Genomic DNA, 25463 nt, shown 5'->3' with positions numbered 1-25463 from the left:
TTTAAAAATTTCCTGCACACACCCGCGCAAACGACCCCACATGATGCCTCCCTGCAAGGACGAAGACCGCCGCCTTGACTTCCCCCGCCTCCGGGGATACAGTGTATATTATTGAAAACTATGACCAAACCATGGACAACCTGATCCAATCCTTCCGCACCCACCTGGTGGCGGAGAAAAATGCCTCGCCCAATACGGTGACGGGCTACCTGAAAGACCTCGACCAGTTCGCGGGGTTCTTGCGCCAGACTGGACATGCCTGCACCGCAGACGGGGCGATCGACATCCACCAGATCGACCGGCTGGCGGTGCGTTCGTACCTCGCTTACCTTTACGAGCAATCCTGCACCGGCAGCACCATGAACCGCAAGCTGTCGTCGCTCCGCACCTTTTTCCAGTTTCTGTGCCGGGAGAATCATATCAAAACCAACGTCGTGAAAACCATCCCGGCGCCCCGAAAAAAGAACGCGCTTCCCACCTACCTCACGGTGGACGAGATGTTTCGCCTGCTGGAGCTTCCCGCAAAGGAAGGGTTTCTCGGCATACGCGACCGCGCCATGCTGGAGTTGTTCTACAGCACCGGCATGCGCATCAGCGAGCTGACCGGGCTCACACTCGACTCCATTCACCTCGACGAGCGCCGGGTGAACGTGCTTGGCAAGGGAAAAAAAGAACGCGTTCTGCCGCTCGGACGGAAAGCCATAGAGGCGGTCCGCTCCTACATGAAAGAACGGCAGGTGCTGCTTGCAAAGAAAAAACCGGAGCTGCCTCCCGCGCAACTGTTCCTCAACACCCGCGGTGGAGCGGTGACGGTTCGCGGGGTGCGGAAGATCCTCCACCGCTACCTGGGACCGGCCTTTTCGAAAGGGGTGTCACCCCATTCCCTGCGCCATTCCTTCGCCACACATTTGCTCGAAGGCGGGGCGGATCTGCGTTCCATTCAGGAAATGCTGGGGCATGCCAGTCTCTCCACCACACAGAAATACACACATCTGACCATCGACCGGCTCATGGAGACGTACGACAAATCCCACCCACGGGCTCAACAATTGGATGCCAATTCGCCCAAACCATGATAAAAATGCAGGACGGTTTCTCAGGAAACCGTTGGAAACCGCATTGCCAACCCGTTTTCAATACCCGGTCAACATGGAATCCCACACTCCACACGGAACGACAATATTATCCGTCCGCCACCAGGGACAGGTCGCAATGGGCGGCGACGGGCAGGTGACTCTCGGCCCGACGGTGATGAAGCACTCGGCACAAAAGGTCCGCCGGATGTATAACAACAAGATCATCGCCGGGTTTGCCGGGGGCACAGCCGATGCGTTCGCCCTGTTCGCGCGTTTCGAGGAAAAACTGGAAAAATACAACGGCAATCTGTCGCGCGCTGCGGTGGAACTGGCCAAGGACTGGCGCACCGACAAACTCCTGCGGCGGTTGGAAGCGATGTTGCTGGTTGCGGACCAGAACAACAGCTTCCTCATTTCCGGCACGGGCGACGTGATCGAGCCGGACGACGGCATCATCGCCATCGGTTCCGGGGGCATGTTTGCGCAGTCGGCCGCGAAAGCGCTGGCGCGCCATTCCAGCCTCAACGCCCGGCAGATCGTGGAGGAAGCCATGAAAATTGCGCAGGATGTCTGCATCTACACCAACGATCATCTCACCATCGAGGAGTTGTGAACGATGGCGGACCTCTCGACCCAGACTCCGAAAACCGTTAAAGAACGGGAAACGTTTATGGCGGCACTCACGCCGAAGGCCATCGTGCACGAACTCAACCGGTTCATCGTCGGCCAGGAAAAAGCCAAGCGCGCCGTCGCCGTGGCGCTCCGCAACCGCTGGCGGCGTCAGCAGCTGGACCCGGAACTGCGCGAGGAAGTCGCCCCGAAAAACATTCTCATGATCGGCCCCACCGGCGTCGGCAAGACGGAAATCGCAAGGCGGCTGGCGAAGCTGTCGAAGTCGCCCTTCATCAAAGTCGAGGCGTCGAAGTACACCGAAGTCGGCTACGTCGGCCGCGACGTGGAATCGATGATCCGCGACCTGGTGGAACTGACCCGCAGCATGGTTCGGCAGGAGCAGGAAGAGGACGTGCAAAAGGAAGCCCGGAAAGCGGCGGAAGAGCGCCTGCTCGACATCCTATTGCCGCCGCATCCCAGCCAGCGGCACCCGGGCCAGAAGGAATACGAACTGGACGACCTCGGCCAGCAACAGTACCAGCAGACGCGTGAGAAGTTCCGCGGGTACCTGCATGAAGGTAAATTCGATGATCGCGATGTGGAGATCGAGGTGCAGGCCAAGTCGCCGTACATGGTCGATATCATGTCGCCGCCCGGCATGGAGGATATGGATTCCAACATCAAGGACATGCTGGGCAACCTGATGCCGAAAAAATCCTCGCACAAGAAAATGAAAGTACCGGAGGCGCTGAAGGTACTGACGCAGGAAGAAGCAGAAAAATTAGTCGATCAGGACAAGGTGAACCAGGAAGCGGTGGAGCGCGCCCAGCAGAGCGGCATCGTGTTCATCGACGAAATCGACAAGATCACCGCGCGCTCCGGCATGAGCGGCGGTCCCGACGTCTCCCGTGAAGGGGTTCAACGCGACCTGCTGCCCATCGTTGAAGGTGCATCGGTGTCCACCAAGTACGGCATCGTCAAGACCGATCACATCCTGTTCATCTCAGCCGGCGCGTTCCATTCGTCGAAACCTTCTGACCTGATCCCGGAATTCCAGGGGCGCTTTCCCATCCGCGTCGAGCTCGAGTCGCTCACGCAGAAGGATTTCGTGCTCATCCTGACGGAACCGGGCAATGCGCTCATCAAGCAGTACTCGGCGTTGCTCAATACCGAAGGCATCGACCTCAAATTCACCGACGACGCCATCCAGGAAATCGCATCGATGGCGGCGCAGGTCAACGAGCGCACCGAGAACATCGGCGCTCGGCGTTTGCAGACCGTCATGGAAAAACTGCTGGAAGACCTGCTGTTCGACGCCTCGACAATGGAAGCACAGACCGTGACCATTGAAGGCTCTCGCGTGAAAGATAAACTGGGCGGCATCATCGAGGACCAGGACCTGAGCCGCTACATCCTGTAATGGACCGAAACATGGAAGCATTGATCAACAAAGCCGAGATGCTGATCGAGGCCCTGCCTTACATAAAAAATTTTTACAGGAAAACGTTCGTCATCAAGTACGGCGGCAACGCCATGGTCTCCGAGGAGTTGAAGGACACGTTCGCGCTGGACGTGGTGATGATGAAATACATCGGCATCAACCCCGTCATCGTGCACGGCGGCGGCCCGCAGATCGGCAAGACCCTCGAGATGTTCGGCATCGAGTCGAAGTTCATCGACGGCCACCGCATCACCTCCAAGGAAATGATCGACGTGGTGGAAATGGTGCTGGGCGGCAAGGTGAACCAGGACATCGTGACGCTCATCAACAGTCACGACGGCAACGCGGTGGGCATCACCGGCAAGGATGGCAACCTCATCCAGGCGAAACGGTACAAGCACGTCAAAAAGTCGCCTGAGACCAATCAATCGGAGATCATCGACCTCGGCCTGGTGGGCGAGATCACGCAGGTGAACGTGCGCATTCTTCAGGAAATTGACGAAGCCGGGTTCATTCCCGTCATCGCACCGATCGGACAGGGCGACAAGGGCGAGACGCTCAACATCAACGCGGACATCGTCGCGTCGAAAGTCGCCTCCGCGCTGAAAGCGGAAAAGCTCCTGCTCATGACCGACATCGAAGGGGTGAAGGGCAAAAACGGCAAACTGATCCCCAATCTCACCCGGAGAAAAGCGCAGGACCTCATCAAGTCCAAGGTCATCAAGGACGGCATGCTGCCCAAGGTGAACTGCTGTCTCGACGCATTGAAAGCGGGCGTCGGAAAAACCCACATCATAGACGGCCGCGTGCGCCACTCCCTTCTGCTCGAAATCTTCACGAAAGAGGGCGTCGGGACGCAGATCGTGGACAAATAAGCCCCTCCCCGCTCCTTTCGCCCTTCGGCGCCGTAAATTCCTATTCCGCAAGCATTTCCGCCATCCCCCCCGGCTTGTGGAAGGTTGACATCCCCCGTGGACATTGCTAGTTTTAAATATTTGAAAGTTTAAAAATCAGGCCCTTATCGCAACCATGCCCTCAACCCGGATAGACGACAGATCGCGCACCATTCTGATGGAGACGGTGAGCAACTACATCACCACCGCGGAACCCGTGGGCTCCGGCACCATCTCGCGCAACCTGGAGCAACGCCTGAGCCCCGCCACCGTGCGCCACGTGATGGCGGATCTGGAGGAAATGGGGTTCCTGCACCAGCCTTACACGTCTGCTGGACGCGTCCCCACCGACCAGGGCTACCGGTTTTTTGTCAACGAGCTGTTGCAGATCCAGATCCAGAATTCCGCGCCGTTTGCGGCGTTCCCACGTGATCTCCAGAACCAGTCGCTGGACCAGATTCTGGAGTCGGCATGTTCGTTTCTGTCCACCTGTTCGCACCAGGCGGGGCTGGTGATGGTGCCCAGCTTCTGGGACCTCGCGCTCAAGAACATCCAGTTCATCCACCTCACTTCCGGCAAACTCCTGGCGGTGTTCGAATCGCAGATGGGCATGCTGCAGAACAAGATCATCGAAACCGGTGACGCCCTGTCTCAGGACCGGTTGAACGCGGTGTCCAACTACCTGAACCGCGAGTTCGGCGGTCGGTCTCTGAAAGCCATCCGTCAGGAACTCCAGCACCGCAGGAAAAACGAAAAGGAGCACTACAACGAACTGGTGAAAAGGGCGAGCGAGCTGTGGGTGCAGATGTTCCCCGACGAGAAGAACGCGGAACTGCTGATCGACGGCCTCATCAACCTGCTCGACCAGCCGGAGTTCTCGGAAAACGTTGAGAAGATGAAGCGCCTCATGAAAACCGTCGAGGAGAAGGCGAAGCTCATCAAACTGCTCGACCAGTGCATGCTGGAAGACGGCCTCACCGTGTTGATCGGCGAGGAAAACCCGGACGAGGAGCTGGAAGGGTTCAGCCTCATCGCGCAGAACTACCGCATGGGCGACGAAAAACTGGGCACGCTCGCCGTGTTCGGTCCCAAGCGCATGGATTATCGGAAAATGATCGGTATTGTGAACTCGACCGCAGACAACGTGTCGGAGTTTTTGACAAATAAATAGGAGTGCCAACCGCAATATGAGCAAGAAAAGCGACACCTACGAAAAATCTGAAGAGGAAAACAAAATTGGCCCTGAAGACGCCGCGCAAACGGATGCCGCGAATGAGGCGGCGGAACCGGAAGTGGTGGACGAGGACTCCGCGGAAACCCTTCTTAAAAGGAAGGACGAGGAACTTGCCGAGATGCGGAACGAAGTGCTCCGCATGCGCGCCGACGTGGAAAACATCCGCCGCCGCCTGACCAAGGAGAAGGAAGACGCCATCGCCTTCGCCAACCAGCGGCTCATCAAGGACCTCCTTCCCGTGTTCGACAACCTCGACCGCGCGCTCAAGGCGCCGGATACCAACGTGGAAAGCCTGAAGGAAGGCGTGCGCATGACGGCCAAGCAGTTCGAAGCGATCTTCGAGAAGGAAAGAGTCGAACCCATCACCGCCGTCGGCGAAAAATTCGATCCCGCCGTGCACGAAGTGCTGGCGCAGATCGAGTCGCACGAACACGAGGAGAATACGGTCATCGAGGAATACGTGCGCGGCTACAAGATGAACGGACGCGTCCTGCTTCCGGCGAAAGTCGCCACCGCCAAAAAACCGAGCGGGGACAAACCCGCCGACCCCCCCGCCTGAGGCGCGACCCCATCCCATGCCCGAGTTGCCGGAGGTCGAAACCCTGCGCCGGGCGCTGCTGCCGCTGATCCCCGGAAAACGCCTGGCCGCGCTGAAATTCTACCGGCCGGACCTGCGCTTTCCCATCCCGACGGAACCCCTGACAAAAAACCTCCCCGGCGCGGTGCTGGGTGACATCACCCGCATCGGCAAATACCTGTTACTGCATTTTTCCGGCGGCGCCATGCTGTGGCACCTCGGCATGAGCGGGCGCGTCGAGCAGGGTCCGTCGCTCACCCCCATTCACAAACACGACCACGCCGTGTTTCATTTCGAGCCGGACATCTACCTGCATTTCGTCGATCCGCGCCGCTTCGGATGCATCCTGTGGGTACCCGACGGCAAGGGCCATCCGCTGATCGATCATCTCGGCCCCGACCCCCTCGCCCCCGGCACCACAGCAAAGGCCCTGAAAGCGCGTGCCCGCACCTGCAAGGGGCCGATCAAGGGATTCCTCATGAACGCCACGCGCCTGGCGGGCATCGGCAACATCTACGCATGTGAGTCCCTGCACGCGGCGGGGATCCACCCCAACCGCTCCGCCAACAAACTCACCCTGCCGCAATGGGAAACACTGCTCGCCACCCTGCGGGTCACACTGGAGAAAAGCATCGCTTCCGGAGGGACGACCTTGCGCGATTTTTTCAGCGCCGATGGATCGCCGGGCTACTACACGCTGGACCTCGCCGTGTACGGACGCGAAAGCAAGCCATGCAAGCAGTGCGGCACCCCCATCGTGCGCAAAGTCCACTCCGGGCGCTCCACCTTTTTCTGCAAAGTCTGCCAAAAGAGATAACGCTTAACCCGCCCGGGCTTCGGTGCTATCCTTGGGGCCATGCAACCCTCAATCGGACTCATCACACTCAACGCGAAGTTCATCCACACCGCGGTCAGCCTGCGCTACCTGCGGAACGCCGCCCGCCGTGCAGGCTACACCAACGTGTGGATCGAAGAGTTCACCATCCATCACCCCACCTGGAAAATCGCCGCCGAGATTCAGAAACACCGGCCCGATATCCTCGGCATCGGCGTGTACATCTGGAACCGCAGGCAATGCTTCGAGCTGGTCGAGGTTCTCAAAAAACAGAATCCCGATTTGAAAATTGTTCTGGGCGGGCCGGAGGTGTCGTTCGAGATGCCACACGGTGACGACTACACCATCCTTTCCGGCGAAGGTGAGGCGCGTTTCGTCGAGTATCTCGGCTACGCCGTGAAAAACGAATCGCCGCCGCCGGACGTGCTGGACCGGTGGCTGGTTTACGGCGGCGACCTGCCGGATCTGCATGTACCGTACACGCAGGAAGACTGGCCGCATCTCCAGAACCGTTACGCATATGTCGAGACTTCGCGCGGTTGCCCGTACCTGTGCTCGTTCTGCCTGTCTGCGTTGGATAAGACGGTGCGTTATTTCGACGATGACGCGGTGCGCCAGCAGATCGAGGACATCGTGAAGGCGGGCGTCGGCAAGGTGAAGTTCGTCGACCGCACCTTCAACCTGCAACCGCGCCGGATGCGCGACCTCATGCAGTGGCTGACACAGTTCCCCGAGGTCGAGTTCCATTTCGAAGTGGTGGGCGATCTCCTGAACGACGGCATGCTGGAGTTTCTCGACACCGTGCCGCCGGGCATGTTCCAGTTCGAGATCGGCATCCAGACCGCCACCGACCCGGTCCAGCAGACCATCCAGAGAAAACAGAACAACGACAAACTGTTCGCCACCATCCGCCAGCTGATCGCGCAGGACCGCGTGCACGTTCACTGCGACCTGATCTTCGGCCTGCCCGGCGAGACGTACGAACAGATGATGCAGTCGTTCGAGGAAGTGTTCGCCCTGCGCCCGCACGAGGTTCAGTTGGGATTCCTCAAGTTCCTGCCCGGCGCGCCGGTGAAGGACCAGATAGAAAAAGAAGGCTACCGGTATCTCTCCACGCCGCCGTATGAAGTGATCGCCAACCGGCTTGTATCCGCCGAACAGTTCAGTTATCTGAAACGTTTCACCGAGATGTTCGACCTGTTCTACAACTCGCAACGCTTCCGCTTCACGCTGGAACACATCCTGCGAGACCGTTCACCCATAGACGTGTTCGACCGCCTGCTGGCCCACGTCGAAAAGCACACCGGGTTTCACGGCGGCATCTCGCTCGACCGACAGTATTTGTTCCTCGCCGAGTGTTTCGGTCTGCTGGACGATCCCTTGGCGCTCGACCTGCTCAAGCTCGATTACCTGTACCACCAGCGCACGTTTCACCTTCCCGAATTTCTGCGTGCGCGCCTGCCGGAAAACGGATCGACCAAGCTCCGCACCTGGTCCGGCGACCGCAAGACGCCGCTTGTGCCCTTCTCGCACGAGATCGAAGTGGACCGCTGGCAGGCCCGTCTTTCGCCCTCCCGCAGCCCAGTGTATTACGCCGTGGCGCACGCGCCCAGGGGCGCGGGCTACTTCACCCGCCCCGCCGTGCACCGCGTGGAAGGCTGATTCCGCCATTTTTGTTTTCAAATCCAGCCCGGCCGTTATATGATGGACGGTCAATTCACCCTATTCATAAACAAATTGGAGAGACTCTAAGGAGAAGATCATGTCAGACGCCAGTGAAACCCCGCTCAATCCCCGCAGCCGAACGATCACCCAGGGCGACCGCCGTGCGCCCAACCGCGCCATGTTACGCGCGGTGGGCTTCAAGGACGAAGATTTCGAGAAGCCGATCGTGGGCATTGCCAACGGGCAGAGCAACATCACCCCCTGCAATGCGGGACTGGGCAAGCTGGCGGACATTGCCTCTGCAGAGATTTACAACAACGGCGGCATGGCGCAGATGTTCGGCACCATCACCATCAGCGACGGCATCAGCATGGGCACCGAAGGCATGAAATGCTCGCTGGTCAGCCGCGAAGTCATCGCCGACTCCATCGAGACCGTCTGCCGGGGATCGTCCATGGACGGCGTGCTCGCTATCGGCGGCTGTGACAAGAACATGCCCGGCGCGATGATCGCCATGGCGCGGCTGAACATCCCCGCGGTCTTCGTGTACGGCGGCACCATCAAGCCCGGCCACCTCGGCGACCAGGACCTGACTGTCGTCAGCGCGTTCGAAGCTGTTGGCAAGTTCAGCGCCGGGGCCATCGACCAGGACGAATTGACCGACATCGAAAAAAATGCGTGTCCCGGTTACGGGTCGTGCGGCGGCATGTTCACCGCCAACACGATGTCGTCGGCATTCGAGGCGATGGGCATGAGCATGCCGTACAGTTCGACCATGTCCAATGAGGACAAGGAAAAGGAAAACAGCACGCGCGAAAGCAGCATCGCGTTGATGAACCTGATCCGGAACAACATCCTGCCGCGCGATATCATCACGCGGAAGTCGCTGGAGAACGCCATCACCGTGGTCATGGCCGTCGGCGGCTCGACCAACGCCGTCCTCCATTTGCTGGCGATCGCGCACAGCGCGGGCCTCAAGCTTTCAATCGACGATTTCGAAACCATCCGCAAGCGCGTGCCGTTGTTCTGCGATTTGAAGCCATCCGGCCGGTATGTTACGGTTGACCTTCATCGAGCCGGAGGCATTCCACAGGTCATGAAGATGTTGTTGAATGCAGGGTTGCTTCACGGAGACTGCATGACCTGCACCGGCAAAACGATCGCGGAAAACCTGAAAGACGTACCGGACCAGCCGGCGGCGAACCAGGATGTCATCCTTCCGTTGGACCAGCCCAAAGCGAAGGAAGGACACCTCGTTATCTTGAAAGGCAACCTCGCACCGGAGGGAGCCGTCGCCAAGGTTTCGGGCATCAAGACGCACGTCCTCACCGGACCGGCTCGCATTTTTGACAGCGAAGAGGCGTGTCTGGATGCAATAATTGAAAATAAAATCAAAGAAGGAGACATCATTGTCATCCGCTATGAAGGGCCAAAAGGCGGACCCGGCATGCGTGAAATGCTGGCACCGACATCAGCAATTGTCGGAAAAGGCTTGGGTGATAAGGTCGGTTTGATCACCGACGGCCGGTTTTCAGGAGGTACTTTCGGACTGGTTGTCGGACACATTGCACCCGAAGCGCAGGAAGGCGGACCGATTGCGCTGGTCCGCGAAGGCGACTCGATCACGCTCGACGTCGACCGCAACCTCATTGAGGTGAGTTTGAGCAGTGAGGAAATGCAAGCCCGACAGGCTGAATGGAAGGCTCCACCTGTCAAATATCAGACCGGCGTGCTTGCCAAGTACGCCAAATTGGTTGCTTCGTCCTCCAAAGGTGCGGTAACGGATTAGTCGGTATTAATTCGATACCCACTGTAAAAAGTTCTCGTTCTTGCTCTCGTTGGAAAGAAACTGGGCCTCTCCCGCACGCTGTGTAGGAGATGGCTCGATTTCTTTTGCGAACCGCTCATGCTAATTCTTGCTTCTTTCTTGTCCAACAAGGAAGGGAGCAAGGCAAATGGAGATCATGGCACCAGAAGCACCCAATAAATTATTGGTGAGCGCGACCCGTATCAACCTGTACTACCTGCACGATTTATTTCAGGAAATCGCTTCGGAAGTCAGCGAACGTATTGGGTCCGACCTGGGGGCCGACATCCCGCTAACCGCGGGTATGTGGGGGGGCTCCTACCTCGTTGCCGACCCCACGGGTGTGTCGCGCACCAATGTCAAACGTCTCTATTCCATCGTCAATTTCCCTCAGGGGACCCCGCTGGACAAACCGGAAGTGTTCGAGATGCTGATGCGGTATTACCGCGACTGCTTGAAAGAACAGTTTCGCGAATACCGGATTCGACTGGACCAGCCGACGTGGGGCGACGTGATCCCCTACTCCAACCGCAGGCGCCCGACCACCGCGATGCAGATGGTGGACACTTCACGGCGCATCCAATTCGCCCGCGTGTTCTTCGTTCCCAACTCGGCCACCTGGGCGGAATCCATCATCTTCGACATGATCCGCAATGTTCGCCAGCTGCGCGAGCTTCTGGACATCGATCACCGCCCGCGAATCGCGGGTGTCGATGAACTCAAATTCCTGCTGCAGGACATCCTCATCACCTACTTCACGCTGAGGCCGGCTCTCACTCCGGACTTCGAGGAGCATGCCCATCCCATCATCAAGGAACTTTACGGAAAGTTTGTGACGGGCATGAGCGACCGTTCCGACGTGGAGGAGCAATACCAAAAGGTCTACGCCAATGCGCTGGCCTACGGCTACGAGGAGGCGTTGGAAGGACCTTACAAGAAGGAAGGGTTGGACATTTTCCAGGTGGAAAACTGGCCGGTGGATAAAATCAATTTCGTACCGGATGAATTGAAGGAAAAGCTGGTGCCTCATCTCGAAGGCACGTTCGAAAAGTTCAGCCGCAACCTTGCGGTTCAGCAGGCCTGAACAAACCCCTTATACATACTCCAGCACGATCCACCCCGCGAGTCCCTTCTGCCCGTTGGTCTCGCGGTTGCCTCCGTCCCAGATGGCAATGGCCAACGCCGTGGCCGCATCCAGTGGCCGGTCCAGTTCGTCTCCGGTCGTCAAAGGGCGTTTGAACACCACGACCCACCCGGTCTCGGTTCGCACACCATGCCCCTGCACATCCTGCTGGGCCTGGCGGGTGAGAGTGCTGAAGCCCTCGGCATTCAAATCCTCCACCGGCGATTTGATGGTGGACGGATCTTTCACTGTCTGCCTCAGCGCATCGACCTCCACCTGCCGCGCGGCTTTCCATTGCCAGATATTCACCATCTCCCCTTCCGCTCCCATGGTGACGGGAGGCGGCGTGTCGGTTGCCTTCAGCGGAAACATCACCGCTGCCTGGTCCGTATAGAGCCGGGAATTGTCCAGTCCATCGTCGCGGGTCGAGTCCTCCCACTCCAGCCGCACCGCAAACTCGGTATCCGTACGCGCCGCACTGAGAGTGACTTTCTTGATCGAGGGATCAGGCCACTGCGGATTGGTGATCAACTGCGGGCCGAGTTCGATCACCTTGCGTTCCGGCCCCTGTGCCGCCGTCCAGAAGCCGGATAGAGGGGACAGCGGCAGGGATCCCGAATAGCGGGTCACTTTCACCTTGCCGGTGCAGTATCCATCATTCAGACAGGATTCATAATTCACTGAAGAAGAACCACATCCCCAACCCAGGCCAGTGACCAAAACCGTAAGCACGGCAGGAAACCAACGTAATCCAAACAGGTATTGTTTCATGGAAAAATTTTTCGGTAGAGAATTAAAAACGGTTAACGAGTTCATTCAAACCCTGTGTGATCTGAGGAGTATGCGGCCCCACCAGCACGACGTTGAGTCCGTTCGCCACAAACAAACGACGGGCGACGCGGCGGACATCATCAAGGGTGATGTCTTCTACCAACATCCTTTCGTCTTCAACTGAAATCGCGGTGGAGTAGAGGGGGGCCTGACCGTACCGCACCAACTGCTTGTAGGGCGAATCGTATTCCAGCTCCAGTTCGTAAGCATATCGCTTTTTCACAAAACCCAGTTCTTCGGCACTCGGTCCTTCGGCAAGCAGGGTTTTGATCTCGCGGAAAATGATATCGGCAATTTCCAGCACTTTTTCCGGACGCGCGTTGACGTCGAAGTCGAACGTGCCACAGTCGGAAAGCGCGGTCTCCCGCGCCTGAACGGAGTACACAAGACCGCGGTCCTCGCGCAGGGTTTTTTGCAAACGGGACGCCGTCCCGTCGTCAAAAATCAGCGCGATCAACGAAACAATGTAGTAGTCGGGATCATTGAATGAAACCGAGCGGAAACAGATCTGCAACTGGGCCTGGCTGTCGTCATGCTTCTGGATGAACAGGACCGGCTCCTCCTGGTTTTCTTTCACCGAACCGACGAAATGATTTTTCGGGATCACCCGCCCGCACCTGGGAAACCCGCCGAAGTGGCGCCGGGCCAATTCCAGAAAGCGGTCGTGACTCAGTGCACCGGCCCCGGCCAGCACCATGTTTCCGGGACAGTAATAGGTTTCAAAAAACTCGCGGAGTTGATCCGTGTCGATGGCCTTGATCGACTCCTCAGTACCTATAATGGGATAGCCCAGTGGATCGTCGCCGTACAGCAGTTTGCATGCGTGGTAGTCGATATCCACGTTCACACCTTCCGCGTTGAAATCTTCAAGACATTCTTCCAGGATGATCTCGCGCTCGACTTCGATGCTGGGGAACAGGGGATCGGTGAAGAAATCGGAAAACAGTTCCATTCCCCGCTCCAACTGTTCATAATGCGGGCTGAAGTCGTAATGCGTGTGTTCGGTGTAGGTGGAAGCGCGCAGGCCGCGACCGATTTTCTCGAACTCGGTGTTGAGCAGGATCGAGTCCGGATACCTGCGGTTGCCGCGGAACAGCATGTGCTCCAGGAAATGCGAGATGCCGTTGTTCGCCGGTGTTTCAAAACGAACGCCAGAACGGATGTACATGCCGATGTCCAGCGTGTGCAGGTGCGGCATCTCGACCGTGACGACGGTCAGTCCGTTTTCCAGGGTATCGAGGTGAGTTCGATTTTCAAGCGTATGGGTGGTGTTCATAAAGCCTGTTGAAGGGGTGGTGGAAAAACCGCTATTATCTCACACAATTTTAACGCGTCCGAGATGGAATTGGAAAATTCATGAGCCGACCGGAATGGTGTGAAACGGATTTCCGAAAAGCGGAGGTCTTTCTGGAGGAACACGAAGTGGATCAACCGGATACCGCCCTCTTCGACTGCGGCGACGGGCTGTACGCGGTGATCCCGCGCGGCCTTCCCGCACTGGGAATCCGGTTTTACGGCCTGTTCATGCTGGCGCCCCTGCCGGTTTTGCTGGCCAGCGTCGTGGTTCTGGTGCTGTTCGGATTCAAGGATGACGTTTCGCTGAACGCCACCACGCTGGGGGTGTTCGCCATCTCGGTGGTGTTGATCGTCGGTCTCGTGCGCGTGATGCATCTCATCCTGCAAAACCGTGCGCTGTTTCCGCGCAACTACTTCGTCACCCTCGGCAAAAACGGCATCGCCATGCACTACTCGCGCAAGCACTTTCCGTTTCACAATCCGCGCGCGTGGCTGACGTGGCACGACGTCGAGTCGGTGGAGCCGGGCAACGGACTGTTCCTGCCCGCGTTTCTGATCGGCCTGCCGTTCATCACCTATCCCAAAGTCCAGGGCGAAAACGGCGTGGAGGTGGACCTTCCATTCCGCTTGTCCCGCGCCCGGCAGGCGGAACAGATGGAGGCGGTGCAGAACCTCATTCGCGACAACCTCCAATGGCGCAACGCTATTCGAAGTTGACGATAAATTTTTATTTGCGAATTGTTAATTAAAAAACCTTATTACATCAAACCAAAAATATAAAAACGTACCCACTGATACAAAAAGAACTAAACGGCTTTTATAGATGCCATACCATAATATAGAACCCAAAACGGCGTAATAGATCGAGTTAAGAAGGGCTGGCAACAGCAATAAAACAACAAGAGATTCTTTTGGAGAGGCTCCTATTATCCCCAAAACGGGCGGAAATAAAAAGATATATAAATTAAACCCAAAATCTCCTAAAGGAGAAGAATTTAGAACTATCACATAAAACAAATAAAGCGTAACAGCAACACAAAATCCGGTTATTGCAAATATAAGAACAAACCTTTTGAAGCTCATTCCCACTCTTCTAAATCCATTTTTAAAATTTAGGGCTCATAAAAGACATAAATGAAATCTCTAATCTAACGCATAGCTAAAATTTAATCCCACCCGCATATTCTATAATTTAAAAAACTATTCGAAGTTGATCGAGTTTTCGCCGAGCAAATCCTCGATCTGCTCGATGATCTCGTCGCAGGGTTTCACCTTGAGCTCGGCCTGCACCGTGCGTTGCCTCGCCGGGCCACCTTCCGGAAACAGGAAATGCACGAGCAGTTGGTTGTTGCCGGGATGCCGCGCCAGCACGTCCTTGACCGAATGCAGGGTGGTCTTCTCGAGTCCCGGCGTGCGGATGTGGACGTGCACCGTCCCCTTCCAGTGATCCTTGGCCTCGGCCAGGGGACGGATCTCGTTTGCGATCACCTTCGGCCAGTTGTCGTCGGCTTCCACCGTGCCCTTCACCAGAATCGGCCCGTCCTGCTCCAGAATCTCCAGTGAGTTTTTGTACGTCTCCGGCCACACGGTGACCTCCACCGTGCCCTGCAAATCCTCCAGCGTCATGAGCGCCATCTTGTCGCCCTTCTTCGTGGTCTTGGTGATGATTTTGAACGGCACCCCCGCGATGCTGACTTCCTTGCCGTTCGGCCGCTCGGACAGGTTGGCGGAGTTGGCGTCGGTGAACCACGCGATGTCTTTCTGGTACTTCATTAACGGGTGCCCGGACACGTAAAAGCCGATGGTCTCTTTCTCGAATTTCAGGCGGTCGTGGTCGCTCCATTCCTCCGCGGGTTCCGACGACACCGCAATGTCCTCTTCCTCTTCGCCCAGGAGATCGAACATGCTGGACTGACCCAACTGCCGGTCGCGCTGGCGAGACTGTCCCATATCCATGTACGCCTGCAGGTGCTTCATCATCCCCGCGCGACTTTCGCCAACGGAGTCGAACGCGCCGCTTTTGATCAGGCTTTCGATGACACGCTTGTTCACCTTGTTCAGGTCCACCGATTCGCAGAACTGCTTGAGCGAGGTGAACTCGCCCACCTGGTTGCGCGTATCGATGATGATGTCGATGGCCGACGCGCCGACGTTCTTGATCGCTCCCAGCCCGAACACCAGCTTGTCTTCGTGGATCGAGAAGTCGCGGAAACTGCGGTTGACGTCCGGCGGCATCATCTGGATGCCCATCTCGCGGCAGTCGTTGATGTAACGGATCACCTTGTCGGTGTTGTCCATTTCGCTGGTGATCAGCGCACCGAAAAACTGGAGCGGGTAATGCGCCTTGAGATACGCGGTCTGGTAGGAGATGAGGGCGTACGCGGCGCTGTGCGACTTGTTGAATCCGTAACCCGCGAATTTTTCCATCAGGTCGAAGATGCGCTCGGACTTTTTGTCCGGGATTTTGTTCTTGTGACTGCCCTGATAGAACTTCTCGCGCTGCTGCGCCATCTCCTCCGGTTTTTTCTTGCCCATGGCGCGGCGCAGGAGGTCGGCGTCGCCCAGCGTGAAGCCCGCCAGCACGTTGGCGATCTTCATGACCTGCTCCTGGTACAGGATGACGCCGTGCGTCTCTTTCAGGATGTCCTTCAACTGCGGCAGTTCGTATTTCTCCTCGAGCGTGCCGTGCTTGCGCTTGACGTAGTCGTCCACCATGCCGCTCTCCAGCGGACCCGGACGGAACAGCGCGAGGAGCGCGATGATGTCCTCAAAGCTGTCCGGCTTCATCTTGAGCAGAAGGTCGCGCATGCCGGAGCTTTCCAGCTGGAACACGCCGCGCGTCCGGGCCTCGCTCAACAGCTTGTAGGTTTCGGAATCGTCTTTCGGGATGGCGTCGAGGTCGAGCTCCGTGCCCTCCGACTCGCGGATCAACCGAAGCGCGTTGTGGATGACGGTGAGCGTCCGCAGGCCGAGGAAGTCCATCTTCAGCAACCCCAGCTTTTCGATGTTGTTCATCGAAAACTGGGTCACGATTTCATCGTTGTTGCCCTTGTACAACGGCAGGAACTCGGTGAGCGGTTTGGGCGAAATCACCACGCCCGCCGCGTGGGTGGAGCAGTGACGCGGCAGGCCTTCCAGCTTGAGGGCGATGTCGAGCAATTCCTTTATATTTTCGTTTTCCTTCGACATCTCCTTGAAACGCGGCTCCTCGTTCATCGCGTCGGTGAGCGTGATGTTCAGCCGGTTGGGCACCAGCTTGGCGATCTTGTCCACTTCGCCGTAGGTCAGGCCCAGCACGCGGCCGACGTCGCGGATGACGCCCTTCGCGTTCATACTGCCGAAGGTGATGATCTGTGTGACGAAATCGTGGCCGCCGTATTTTTCCGTGACGTATTTGATGACGTCGTCGCGCTTTTCCATGCAGAAGTCGATGTCGATATCCGGCATGCTGACGCGTTCCGGGTTCAGAAAGCGCTCGAACAGGAGGCCGTATTGGATGGGATCGAGGTTGGTGATGCGGAGCGAGTAGGCGACCAGGCTTCCCGCCGCCGAACCGCGGCCGGGTCCGACGGGGATGCCGTTCTCCCGTGCGTATCGTATGAAGTCCCACACGATGAGAAAATAACCCGGATAGCCCATCTTCCTGATGATGGCAAGTTCCTCGTCCAGCCGGTCCTCGTACACCGCGCGGTCGTACGCCTGCCCCGCCCTGCCCATTTCCTCATACCGCTCCTGCAGTCCCAGCCGCGATTGTTCTTCCAGATACGAGTACAGCGTGTGCGCTTCGGGAACCGGGTATTCCGGCAGGTTGTCCCTTCCGGTTTCAAGGTCCAGGTTGCACCGCTGGGCGATCTTGATGGTGTTCTCGATCGCCTCCGGGATCTCACGGAACAACGCCTCCATTTCCTGAGACGACTTGAAGTAATACTCGTCCGAGTGGTACTTCATGCGATAGGGATCGTCCATCGTCTTGCCGGTTTGCAGGCAGAGGAGGATTTCGTGCGAACGGAAGTCTTCCTGGTCGAGGTAATGGCAGTTGTTGGTGGCGACGACGGGAAGATCGAGTTTCCTGCCGATCTCAATCAGACCCTTGTTGATCGGTTCCTGCCAGTCCAGCTTGTGGTTCTGCAGTTCCAGATAGAAGTTGTCCTCGCCCATGATGTCCTTGTACTGCTCAGCCATCTTGAGCGCGCGCGGCAGGTTTTCCTTGTTGATGTAATGGGCGAGCTCGCCGCGGTTGCATGAGCTGAGGGCGATCAGGCCTTCGGCATGCTGGGCAAGCAGTTCCTTGTCGATGCGCGGCTTGTAATAGAAACCTTCCAGGTAACCGGAGGTCACCAGCTTGACCAGGTTCTGGTAGCCGGTCTGGTTGCGGGCGAGCAGGATGAGGTGGTGGGCTGCGTCGCGCAGGCGGAAATTATCGTCTTTCTTCAACCGGCTTTCCGGAGCGACATACACCTCACACCCGATGATGGGTTTGAGACCGTGCTTGCGTGCGCCCTGGTAGAACTCCATCGCCCCGAACAGGTTGCCGTGGTCGGTCATCGCCACCGCCGGCATCTTGAACTCTTCGGCGCGCTTGAACAACGCCTCGTGGCGAAGCGACGAGTCCAGCAGGCTGAAATGCGTGTGCACGTGCAGGTGCACAAAATTGGAATGACGCATGGGGCGTCCTGTCCTTACAAAAGTTGATCGACCCGGAGTGGCCGGTCAGTCCAGCAGTTTTTCAAACGGCACGTATTCCATTCCCAGCGCCTCGGCCACGGCGGGGTGCGTGACGTGCCCCTTGTACACGTTGAGTCCGTGGCGGAGCGGCTGGCTTTCCATCAGCGCCGTCTTGAATCCCTTGCGCGCCAGTTCCCGGGCATACGGCAGGGTGGCGTTGGTCAACGCGTAGGTGGAGGTCCGCGCCACCGCCCCCGGCATGTTGGCCACGCAGTAATGGATGACCCCCTCCACTTCAAAAATCGGGTTTGAGTGTGTGGTCGGGCGCGAGGTTTCCAGGATGCCGCCCTGGTCGATGCCCACATCCACCACGACCGATCCCGTCCGCATGCTCTTCAGCATTTCGCGCGTGATGAGCCGCGGCGACCGCGCTCCCGTGAGCAACACCGCGCCAATGACCAAATCCGCCATTGCCGTGTACTCACGCAAATTGAGTTTGTTCGACATGATGGTCTTCACGCGTCCGCCGAAAATGTCGTCAACGAAACGCAGGCGTTCGAGATCGATGTCCAGCAGGGTCACCCGCGCACTGGTGCCGATCGCCATCTTCGCCGCGTTGATTCCGACGATGCCGCCGCCGATGATGACGATGTGTCCCGGATCGACTCCCGGCACCCCCCCCAGCAGGATGCCGCGTCCGCCGTTTTCGCGCTCCAGGTACTTCGCGCCTTCGTGCACGGACATGCGGCCCGCCACCTCGCTCATTGGGACCAGAAGCGGCAGGGAACCGTCCGCCAACTGGACGGTCTCATAGGCAATGCCCGCCACCTTGCGGTCGAGCAGGCCCTGGGTGAGTTCCGGAGCCGGCGCCAGATGCAGGTAAGTGTACAGGATCTGGTTTTCGCGCAGGCGTGGGAACTCCTCCGGCAGGGGCTCCTTGACCTTGATGATCATGTCCGCCTGCTCGAACACCTCCTTGCAGGAAAGGATTTTCGCTCCCGTGCAGCCGTAATCGTCGTCGGAGATGCCGCTCCCCTCTCCTGCGGACTCCTCCACCAGTACGGTGTGGCCATCGGCGATGAGCTCCGTCACCCCTGCCGGGGTCATGGACACGCGGTATTCATCTTCCTTGATTTCTTTTGGGACACCAATAATCATATGTAAGCTTTGGGGAATGGATTGTGGACCAGGAAAACGGTCCTAAAGCTGATGAGGAAACGCGATTTCCGGCCGATTGCTATTTACCCGGAAATCCTATAAATTATTACATCAAAATGCACTCCCGCAACATCTAAATTAAGAGACACCCGGAGGAATTGGAATTGGATGAGGCAGTGAACACCAAATTCGACCAGATGTTTCAGGTCCAGTATTTCGCACCGGAAAAAATGCTGGATCTCGATGAAAAGGACCTGGGTCTCGAGGAATTGAAACACCTTGCGGAATGGGAAATCTTTCCTGAGGTGGAAAAGCTGTACATCAGCAACAACCAGCTGACCGATGCGGCGATCGAAACCCTCGAACAGGTCTCCGGGAACCTCCAGTCTCTGTACCTGAACCACAATTTGCTGGGAGACGGTGCGGCCAGGAGCCTTGCCCGGTCGGAGTGGGTGAAGCCGCTCAAATGCCTGATGCTGGAGGCCAACGCCATCACCGCCGAAGGCGCGAAGGCGCTGGCGAATTCGACCCACTTTCAAAACCTGGAAGAGTTGTTTCTCGATTTCAATCCCATCGGTCCGGAGGGCGTGAAGGCCATTGCCGAATCCCCCAATTTCCCGAATCTCAAGGCGCTTCACCTGGACAGCACCCAGATGGGCGACGAGGGGGCGGTGGCCCTGGCCAATTCCAAAACCCTGACCGGCATCGAGCGCCTCTACCTTTGTTCCAACCGCATCGGAAATGAAGGGGCCCTGGCGCTTTCGCGGTCGGAAAACCTCAAAACCCTGCGCGTGCTCAGTATCTGGCGAAACGAAATCCGCGACGCGGGCGGGCAGGCCATGATCGCCTCCAGCACATTCGACAGGCTGGAGCGGCTTTACATGAGCCTGAACCTGATGGATCCGCCGGTGATTCAGGAAATCCGCAATTCGGCGCTGGCACAGCGCCTGGTCACGCTGGTCATGGATTAGGAGGGTTAGACATGGATTACAAATACACCTACAGCAAGCTGTTTAACGTTTTGTTTCACATCGGCGTGATCTTCAACGTCCTGCTGGTGATCTGGCTCTACCTGGTTTTCTTCAAAATTATTTAGGGAAGAACATCAAACGGGCTTGCGCCCGGATCAGAGCGACTGCACCACTCTGGCGGAATGGGATGCGGCCTTGACCAGAGCGTCGTTGTTCACCCAGTACACCTGACTTTCCGGCACCAGGAAGTCGCCCTGAGCATTGCGGAAGGGCCGCCATTCGTTGTTGATGTAAATTTCGTTGGGTCGAAAGTTGGCCTTGTATGCCAGCGAGTGGTTGTGTGAAATGAAGTAGCCCATGTAATAGTAAGGAATGCCCCGCCTCTGGCAAAGTTGGATTTGCTTGAGCACGCTGAAGGTGCCCAGACTCATCTGCGATACCGGATTGCTGTAAAAGGTATAGATTGCAGAGAAAGACCGCTGGGTCACATCCGCCAGCGCCACCCCCACCAGTTCACCATTGTAATAATACTCAAACTCCATTCCGAACGGAGTGTTCACGTAAAACGACAGGCGGAAGTTCTGCTCATCCTCCACATCGTCCTGAAGGGCGTGGAACCGTTTCTTGTGCTCGAGGTAGAGGCGGAATTTTTCCTTGGTGAACTGGGGCAGACCCATGCGGATTTCAATGCCCTCGCAGGCCTTGAGCGCCCGTTTCTGGCTCCTAGTCATGCGGAATTCCTCCACACGCACACGAATGGGCACACATTGGTGGCAGTTTCCGCAACGGGGGCGGAAATAGTACTCCCCGAAATGACGCATGCCGTGCGCCAGCATGTAGTCGAATTCGACTTCTGAGATATCCTCCAGCAGGTACTCTTCGAACAAGGACTGGCGGTCCTTGAAGTAGCCGCACTGAAACGGTTTGGAATCAATAAAATGGGCGAGCATAAATAAAGCCCCAGACACCTATGGGACAGTTCGGATTAACAGGTCGTCATAACAACTAAAATGAATTTTATACCATTTTGGCGGCGAAATGTAGGGTGAAGGCCGGATTTGCCACCCAGCTTTGAAATTGCCGGGGTCTGATCCCACCCTGTATGGAGCTGCGTTTTGCACAAATCCCGCTCTTCCGGGTCAAACCGTTGTAACGCAGGGAGTTTTGTGCTTTACTTCCGGCGACAGGGGCGCAACACAATCTATCCATATTTCGATAACCCCGCCCGGTGAACCCACCGGAAAAAGGGAACCGGCCTTGAACGTATCGGTCATCATACCGACCTGGAACGAATCCCGCCTGCTCCCGGATACGCTGGAGCGGCTGACCCGGATCGCGCCATACGAAATCCTGATCGGCGACGGCGGCAGTGACGACGACACCCGGTCCATCGCCGAGCGGCGCGGGGTGCGCTTTATCGAATCCCAGCGCGGCCGGGCGCCACAGATGAACGCCGCCGCCGGGCACGCAAAAGGCGATCTCCTGCTGTTTCTGCATGCCGACAGCCACCTGGATGAGGCGGGATTCCAGCGCATGGTTGCCGTGATGAAACGAGGCCGCCACATCGGCGGCGCTTTCAGCCTGGCGATCGACTCCCAAAAGCCCGCTTTGCAGACCATTTCGCGCCTGGCCACCCTGCGCTCACGCTACCTGAACCTGGTGTACGGGGACCAGGGCATCTTCGTTCGACCGGAGGTGTTTCACGAACTGGGAGGATTTTCTCCCTTGCCCATCTGCGAGGACCTGGATTTCTTTCGCCGCCTGAAAAAACGCGGCCGGACGGTGATCCTGCGTGAGGCTGTTTCCACCTCCGCGCGCCGCTGGCATGCCGAGGGACTGATTTGGACCACTTCGCGCAACATTCTGATCGCTTCCCTTTTTTTGATGGGGTTTTCTCCGGCCCGGCTGAGCAAATGGTACCCGCCCAAACGGTGACCCAAAACCCTTGAAAGGCCGAAAGCCTAAATTATATAATGTCTGAAAACATACATCCTCAATCCCACCCTTTCACTACCGGATAATCATGGGAAAGAAAAAGTCCAAAAAGAACCAGAAGCCGCCGGCGTCCGCCAAACCCAGCAAAAAATACACGCTCCCGGGGGTGTTCGGTGCCGTGGTGGGAGCGATCCTGTTCGGCGGATACCTGTACCTCCAACCGGCTCCCACACCGGTGGCCCCGGCCACGGGCAACCTGATTGAGACACGCCCGGTATTGACCCCGGCGCTGTTCACCGGCAAGGCGGCACTCGCCTACCGGTACGCGGCGGAAATCCCGAAAGTGATAGACAGCCAGTTCTGCTATTGTTACTGCAAACGGGACCACGGCCACAAAACGCTCCTGACCTGCTTCACCACCATGCACGGCTCCAAGTGCGGCGTGTGCATCGACGAAGTGATCTACGCGTACGAACTGTACAAATCCGGCAAGACTCTCGATGAAATCGTGAAAGCGGTGGACGACCGGTTTTACCGCCCCTACAAACGGCACCTGTAATTGAACGATCGGACCCAGAAAAAGAAAATGGAACACGTCCTGGAAAAGAAACCTGTCAGCGTCTATATCCCCTACTCACTGCTTGCGGCGGCCCTTTTGTTTATTTTTTTGAAGGCGCTGGACAACGTGCCGCCGAAACCCTTCGAGACGGAGTACCCGGCGGAGGCGTTCCTGGCACCCAACTTCGAACTACCCACCCTGAACGGCGGCAAGATCTCCCTCAAGGACTACCGCGGCAAAGTGGTGTTCATCAACTTCTGGGCCACGTGGTGCGCCACCTGCAAGGTGGAGATGCCCTCCATGCAGAAGGTGTACGACAAATTCAAGGACCGGGGATTCGAAATGCTGACCATCAGCGTGGACAAGGATCAGAAACTGATCCAGCCGTTCATGGAAGAATACAACCTCACCTTCCCGGTCCTGCTCGACCCGGATGAGGAAATCGCCAAGCAGGTGTACAAGACCACCGGCGTGCCGGAGACGTTCATTGTCAGCAAAAACGGCGTCATCGTGCACAAGGCCATCGGACCGAGGGACTGGGCGACGGAAGACGCGATGGCCGCATTCCAGCAACTCGTGGAGCAATCCTGAGGAGTGACTCGGATATGATTCCTTTACGCATACTGGTTCTTATGCTTTGCCTGTCCTGCCTGCCCGCTTTGGCCTTCGCTCACGGCGGTGAAAAACACGACGATCACGAAACCTCTATCGAGGAAGAACCCGCCGTCGGCTCCCCCGTCAAACTGATCGAGGACCTGCCGATGGATTCGCATGCCGGGCATTCGACCGAACCCGTCGAGTACGGAATGGGTTCGGCCGATTCGGTCGATTACGGCACGGGGTCCGGGATGCCGGGCATGGAGCACGGCAGTTCTCCTTCCCTCGGACTGGAGGACGACCCCCTGGGTCTCGGTCCGGGATCCATGGATTCCACGATGCCGGGGGAGATGATGGATCATTCCGGACACGACATGGCCGGCATGAAAGAAAAACAGCACATCGAACAGGCGACGCATGAAATGGTCGCTTCGTCCAGCAAGGGCTACGGCCTCGCCGTAGGCATCACCGTCTTATCCGGTCTGGTGGCCGGCTTCTTGTTTCTCAAGCGCCCGACCGATTCTTAATCCCCGGCTCCCACACCGGCAAACCCCGGAGGCCGCTCATGGCGAATGGAATCGTTGAGACAGTGAAAGACCGGCTCGGCTACAAGGAGCTGGAGTACCCCATCCCCGAACACGCCAACACCATCCGTTACTCATTGGGCGGAATGACGCTGTCGTCCTTTTCCATCCTCGTCATCACCGGCATCCTGCTCGCACAGTTTTACGTGCCGAATCCGGAACGTGCCAACGCCAGCGTGCATTACCTGATGGACCAGGTTTATCTGGGATGGTTCCTGCGCGGACTCCATTTCTGGGCGGCGGAGGCGTTGACCGTCACCCTGCTCCTGCACATGATCCGCGTCGCGCACACGGCGGCGTACAAGGCACCGCGGGAAGTGAACTGGCTGATCGGTGTGGGGCTCCTGCTGATGATGGTCGGTTTCCTGTTCACGGGAACGGTGCTCAAGTGGGATCAGGAAGGGTATGAAGCGCTCATGCATTTCAACTGGGTGGCGGACAACCTGGGCATCCTTGGCTACCCGCTGACGGAAAAATTCGCGCAGGGGGTGCCGATCCTGAACCGCGTGTACATGGCACACATCAGCCTGCTGCCTGTCATCACGATTCCGCTACTCGGCCTGCACCTGTTCTATATCAAGTACCACAGGCTGTCGCCCCTGCCGGGTCAGCCTGAAGTGGGTGAGACGCACAGGGCTTCGAGCGAGATGGACACGCCGCCGGTAGTCCAGCGGCACATGCCGTTCACCCGCCATTTGCAATACCTGAATATGGCGGGCGCGGGGGTGTTCTTCATCGTCTGCATTCTGGCGCTCACCATCGCGCCGCCGTTGGGCGACGAACCGGTGTTCGGGATGGAGGTCACCAAACCGCCGTGGCAGTTTGTCTGGATCTACGCGCTGGAAAACCTGTGGGTGCCGTTTCTGATTGTCGCGCCCGCGCTCATCGTGCTGTTTCTCGTCGCGGTGCCGTTCATCGACCGGGGTCCGGAACGCGACTGGCGAAAACGTCCGGTAGCCACCGCCGTCCTCGTGTTCTGCATCGTGCTGTCTTTGGCGCTCATCATCTGGGGCAAGGTCACCACCATGACCCACTCGATGTAAAGGGACGGCGGATGGCGATATGATTGAGATCGAAATCCTGACCAAGTCCGACTGCTGCCTGTGCGACGAGGCGAAAGAGGTGGTGGAGGCGGTGCTCGCCGATTACCCGGCGACGCTTAGGCTCACGGACATCGAATCCGACGCCGCCCTGTTCGAGGCATACAAGGAAAAGATTCCCGTGGTGCGGTTGAACGGCGAGGACAGTTTCATCTACAAAGTCCACCCCGTCACCCTGCGCAAACGGCTGGAGGAACTCGACGGCAGGAAATGAATCTTGCTCTAATCATTAATTTCCCCTCCCCTTTCCAAGGAGGGGAAGTAGAAAATGCCGGTTTGGAAGTAATTCGGCTCCCCCTTCTCCGAAGGGGGCTGGGGGGCTTTTTCCTTTTCGGTTTGTCATCCAAAGCGTCAGCGATGGATGACACTTTGAAATACAGAGAAAACATAGATTCTTCGCTTCGCTCAGAATGACAATTCAAACTCAACCCTGTCATTCTGAGAAGCCGCAGGCGACGAAGAATCTATGTGTTAATTTAAAACCAAGACCTCACGGTCTTCTTG

At 57.5% G+C, this 25463-nt stretch carries 23 protein-coding genes; 18 read left to right on the top strand and 5 right to left on the bottom strand.

The features are described from left to right. Positions 1 to 131: 131 nt before the first annotated feature. From ACTRXA_RS13445 to ACTRXA_RS13400, 10 genes are all read left to right on the top strand, one after another. A complete protein-coding gene (locus tag ACTRXA_RS13445; protein WP_442427681.1) occupies positions 132 to 1076 on the top strand; it encodes a tyrosine recombinase XerC in 945 nt (314 codons plus the stop codon). A 73-nt stretch (positions 1077 to 1149) separates the two neighbouring features. Beyond that, the gene (hslV, locus tag ACTRXA_RS13440) at positions 1150 to 1689 is read left to right on the top strand and encodes an ATP-dependent protease subunit HslV (protein WP_442427698.1); all 540 of its coding nucleotides are present in this window, start codon (positions 1150 to 1152) and stop codon (positions 1687 to 1689) included. A 3-nt stretch (positions 1690 to 1692) separates the two neighbouring features. After that, entirely contained in the window at positions 1693 to 3108 is a 1416-nt protein-coding gene (gene hslU, locus ACTRXA_RS13435) for an ATP-dependent protease ATPase subunit HslU (protein WP_442427680.1), read from the top strand. 11 nt (positions 3109 to 3119) lie between these two features. Then, on the top strand, positions 3120 to 4004 hold the full coding sequence (gene argB, locus ACTRXA_RS13430; RefSeq protein WP_442427679.1) for an acetylglutamate kinase: 885 nt from the start codon (positions 3120 to 3122) through the stop codon (positions 4002 to 4004). Positions 4005 to 4158: 154 nt separating this feature from the next. Beyond that, entirely contained in the window at positions 4159 to 5193 is a 1035-nt protein-coding gene (gene hrcA / locus ACTRXA_RS13425; RefSeq protein ID WP_442427678.1) for a heat-inducible transcriptional repressor HrcA, read from the top strand. Positions 5194 to 5209: 16 nt separating this feature from the next. Further along, on the top strand, positions 5210 to 5815 hold the full coding sequence (gene grpE / locus ACTRXA_RS13420; RefSeq protein WP_442427677.1) for a nucleotide exchange factor GrpE: 606 nt from the start codon (positions 5210 to 5212) through the stop codon (positions 5813 to 5815). A 16-nt stretch (positions 5816 to 5831) separates the two neighbouring features. Further along, positions 5832 to 6650 carry a bifunctional DNA-formamidopyrimidine glycosylase/DNA-(apurinic or apyrimidinic site) lyase gene (mutM, locus tag ACTRXA_RS13415; protein WP_442427676.1) on the top strand — a complete coding sequence of 273 codons (819 nt, stop codon included), beginning with the start codon at positions 5832 to 5834 and terminating at the stop codon, positions 6648 to 6650. Between the two features lie 39 nt (positions 6651 to 6689). Further along, a complete protein-coding gene (locus tag ACTRXA_RS13410) occupies positions 6690 to 8330 on the top strand; it encodes a DUF4080 domain-containing protein (protein ID WP_442427675.1) in 1641 nt (546 codons plus the stop codon). A gap of 100 nt (positions 8331 to 8430) precedes the next feature. After that, on the top strand, positions 8431 to 10122 hold the full coding sequence (ilvD, locus tag ACTRXA_RS13405) for a dihydroxy-acid dehydratase (RefSeq protein ID WP_442427674.1): 1692 nt from the start codon (positions 8431 to 8433) through the stop codon (positions 10120 to 10122). Positions 10123 to 10297: 175 nt separating this feature from the next. Next, complete coding sequence (locus ACTRXA_RS13400; RefSeq protein ID WP_442427673.1) at positions 10298 to 11224, top strand: hypothetical protein; 927 nt, start codon at positions 10298 to 10300, stop codon at positions 11222 to 11224. Positions 11225 to 11233: 9 nt separating this feature from the next. Here the strand turns inward: ACTRXA_RS13400 and ACTRXA_RS13395 are convergent, their stop codons facing one another. Further along, positions 11234 to 11944 (bottom strand): ethylbenzene dehydrogenase-related protein, encoded by a 711-nt coding sequence (locus tag ACTRXA_RS13395; protein WP_442427672.1) that lies wholly within the window; start codon positions 11942 to 11944, stop codon positions 11234 to 11236. Positions 11945 to 12056: 112 nt separating this feature from the next. After that, positions 12057 to 13370, bottom strand: coding sequence for a M16 family metallopeptidase (locus ACTRXA_RS13390; protein ID WP_442427671.1), 1314 nt, complete (start codon positions 13368 to 13370; stop codon positions 12057 to 12059). Between the two features lie 80 nt (positions 13371 to 13450). Between ACTRXA_RS13390 and ACTRXA_RS13385 the strand changes: the two genes are divergently transcribed. Further along, on the top strand, positions 13451 to 14107 hold the full coding sequence (locus ACTRXA_RS13385) for a hypothetical protein (protein WP_442427670.1): 657 nt from the start codon (positions 13451 to 13453) through the stop codon (positions 14105 to 14107). Positions 14108 to 14590: 483 nt separating this feature from the next. Here the strand turns inward: ACTRXA_RS13385 and dnaE are convergent, their stop codons facing one another. Further along, positions 14591 to 18055, bottom strand: coding sequence for a DNA polymerase III subunit alpha (dnaE, locus tag ACTRXA_RS13380; protein ID WP_442427669.1), 3465 nt, complete (start codon positions 18053 to 18055; stop codon positions 14591 to 14593). 45 nt (positions 18056 to 18100) lie between these two features. Then, positions 18101 to 19213 (bottom strand): alanine dehydrogenase, encoded by a 1113-nt coding sequence (gene ald / locus ACTRXA_RS13375; RefSeq protein WP_442427668.1) that lies wholly within the window; start codon positions 19211 to 19213, stop codon positions 18101 to 18103. 176 nt (positions 19214 to 19389) lie between these two features. Between ald and ACTRXA_RS13370 the strand changes: the two genes are divergently transcribed. Continuing rightward, positions 19390 to 20184, top strand: a complete 795-nt coding sequence (locus ACTRXA_RS13370; RefSeq protein WP_442427667.1) for a hypothetical protein — start codon at positions 19390 to 19392, stop codon at positions 20182 to 20184. Between the two features lie 155 nt (positions 20185 to 20339). Here ACTRXA_RS13370 and ACTRXA_RS13365 read toward each other — a convergent pair whose 3' ends face one another. Then, positions 20340 to 21134 carry an arginyltransferase gene (locus ACTRXA_RS13365; protein ID WP_442427666.1) on the bottom strand — a complete coding sequence of 265 codons (795 nt, stop codon included), beginning with the start codon at positions 21132 to 21134 and terminating at the stop codon, positions 20340 to 20342. Between the two features lie 307 nt (positions 21135 to 21441). On the opposite strand from ACTRXA_RS13365, the gene ACTRXA_RS13360 reads away from it, so the two are divergent. The 6 genes from ACTRXA_RS13360 to ACTRXA_RS13335 all read left to right on the top strand — a co-directional run bounded on the left by ACTRXA_RS13360 (position 21442) and on the right by ACTRXA_RS13335 (position 25173). After that, positions 21442 to 22119, top strand: coding sequence for a TIGR04283 family arsenosugar biosynthesis glycosyltransferase (locus ACTRXA_RS13360; RefSeq protein ID WP_442427665.1), 678 nt, complete (start codon positions 21442 to 21444; stop codon positions 22117 to 22119). A gap of 88 nt (positions 22120 to 22207) precedes the next feature. Further along, complete coding sequence (locus tag ACTRXA_RS13355) at positions 22208 to 22678, top strand: CYCXC family (seleno)protein (RefSeq protein WP_442427664.1); 471 nt, start codon at positions 22208 to 22210, stop codon at positions 22676 to 22678. Continuing rightward, positions 22679 to 23269 (top strand): peroxiredoxin family protein, encoded by a 591-nt coding sequence (locus ACTRXA_RS13350; protein WP_442427663.1) that lies wholly within the window; start codon positions 22679 to 22681, stop codon positions 23267 to 23269. A gap of 14 nt (positions 23270 to 23283) precedes the next feature. After that, positions 23284 to 23802, top strand: coding sequence for a hypothetical protein (locus ACTRXA_RS13345; protein ID WP_442427662.1), 519 nt, complete (start codon positions 23284 to 23286; stop codon positions 23800 to 23802). A 38-nt stretch (positions 23803 to 23840) separates the two neighbouring features. Next, positions 23841 to 24902, top strand: coding sequence for a cytochrome b (locus tag ACTRXA_RS13340; RefSeq protein ID WP_442427661.1), 1062 nt, complete (start codon positions 23841 to 23843; stop codon positions 24900 to 24902). A gap of 19 nt (positions 24903 to 24921) precedes the next feature. Further along, the gene (locus tag ACTRXA_RS13335) at positions 24922 to 25173 is read left to right on the top strand and encodes a glutaredoxin family protein (RefSeq protein ID WP_442427660.1); all 252 of its coding nucleotides are present in this window, start codon (positions 24922 to 24924) and stop codon (positions 25171 to 25173) included. Positions 25174 to 25463 lie beyond the last annotated feature (290 nt).

This window comes from Nitrospina sp. P1_D6 (genome assembly GCF_052156615.1).
Taxonomy (GTDB): domain Bacteria; phylum Nitrospinota; class Nitrospinia; order Nitrospinales; family Nitrospinaceae; genus Nitrospina.
Note: the sequence above shows the minus strand (reverse complement) of the source record. Positions and strands in the feature narration are given on the sequence as shown.

Coding starts and splice junctions, on each gene's coding strand:
- ACTRXA_RS13445 (WP_442427681.1), top strand. CDS start 132: ATGGACAACCTGATCCAATCCTTCCGCACCCACCTGGTGGCGGAGAAA.
- hslV (WP_442427698.1), top strand. CDS start 1,150: ATGGAATCCCACACTCCACACGGAACGACAATATTATCCGTCCGCCAC.
- hslU (WP_442427680.1), top strand. CDS start 1,693: ATGGCGGACCTCTCGACCCAGACTCCGAAAACCGTTAAAGAACGGGAA.
- argB (WP_442427679.1), top strand. CDS start 3,120: ATGGAAGCATTGATCAACAAAGCCGAGATGCTGATCGAGGCCCTGCCT.
- hrcA (WP_442427678.1), top strand. CDS start 4,159: ATGCCCTCAACCCGGATAGACGACAGATCGCGCACCATTCTGATGGAG.
- grpE (WP_442427677.1), top strand. CDS start 5,210: ATGAGCAAGAAAAGCGACACCTACGAAAAATCTGAAGAGGAAAACAAA.
- mutM (WP_442427676.1), top strand. CDS start 5,832: ATGCCCGAGTTGCCGGAGGTCGAAACCCTGCGCCGGGCGCTGCTGCCG.
- ACTRXA_RS13410 (WP_442427675.1), top strand. CDS start 6,690: ATGCAACCCTCAATCGGACTCATCACACTCAACGCGAAGTTCATCCAC.
- ilvD (WP_442427674.1), top strand. CDS start 8,431: ATGTCAGACGCCAGTGAAACCCCGCTCAATCCCCGCAGCCGAACGATC.
- ACTRXA_RS13400 (WP_442427673.1), top strand. CDS start 10,298: ATGGCACCAGAAGCACCCAATAAATTATTGGTGAGCGCGACCCGTATC.
- ACTRXA_RS13390 (WP_442427671.1), bottom strand. CDS start 13,370: ATGAACACCACCCATACGCTTGAAAATCGAACTCACCTCGATACCCTG.
- ACTRXA_RS13385 (WP_442427670.1), top strand. CDS start 13,451: ATGAGCCGACCGGAATGGTGTGAAACGGATTTCCGAAAAGCGGAGGTC.
- dnaE (WP_442427669.1), bottom strand. CDS start 18,055: ATGCGTCATTCCAATTTTGTGCACCTGCACGTGCACACGCATTTCAGC.
- ald (WP_442427668.1), bottom strand. CDS start 19,213: ATGATTATTGGTGTCCCAAAAGAAATCAAGGAAGATGAATACCGCGTG.
- ACTRXA_RS13365 (WP_442427666.1), bottom strand. CDS start 21,134: ATGCTCGCCCATTTTATTGATTCCAAACCGTTTCAGTGCGGCTACTTC.
- ACTRXA_RS13355 (WP_442427664.1), top strand. CDS start 22,208: ATGGGAAAGAAAAAGTCCAAAAAGAACCAGAAGCCGCCGGCGTCCGCC.
- ACTRXA_RS13345 (WP_442427662.1), top strand. CDS start 23,284: ATGATTCCTTTACGCATACTGGTTCTTATGCTTTGCCTGTCCTGCCTG.
- ACTRXA_RS13340 (WP_442427661.1), top strand. CDS start 23,841: ATGGCGAATGGAATCGTTGAGACAGTGAAAGACCGGCTCGGCTACAAG.
- ACTRXA_RS13335 (WP_442427660.1), top strand. CDS start 24,922: ATGATTGAGATCGAAATCCTGACCAAGTCCGACTGCTGCCTGTGCGAC.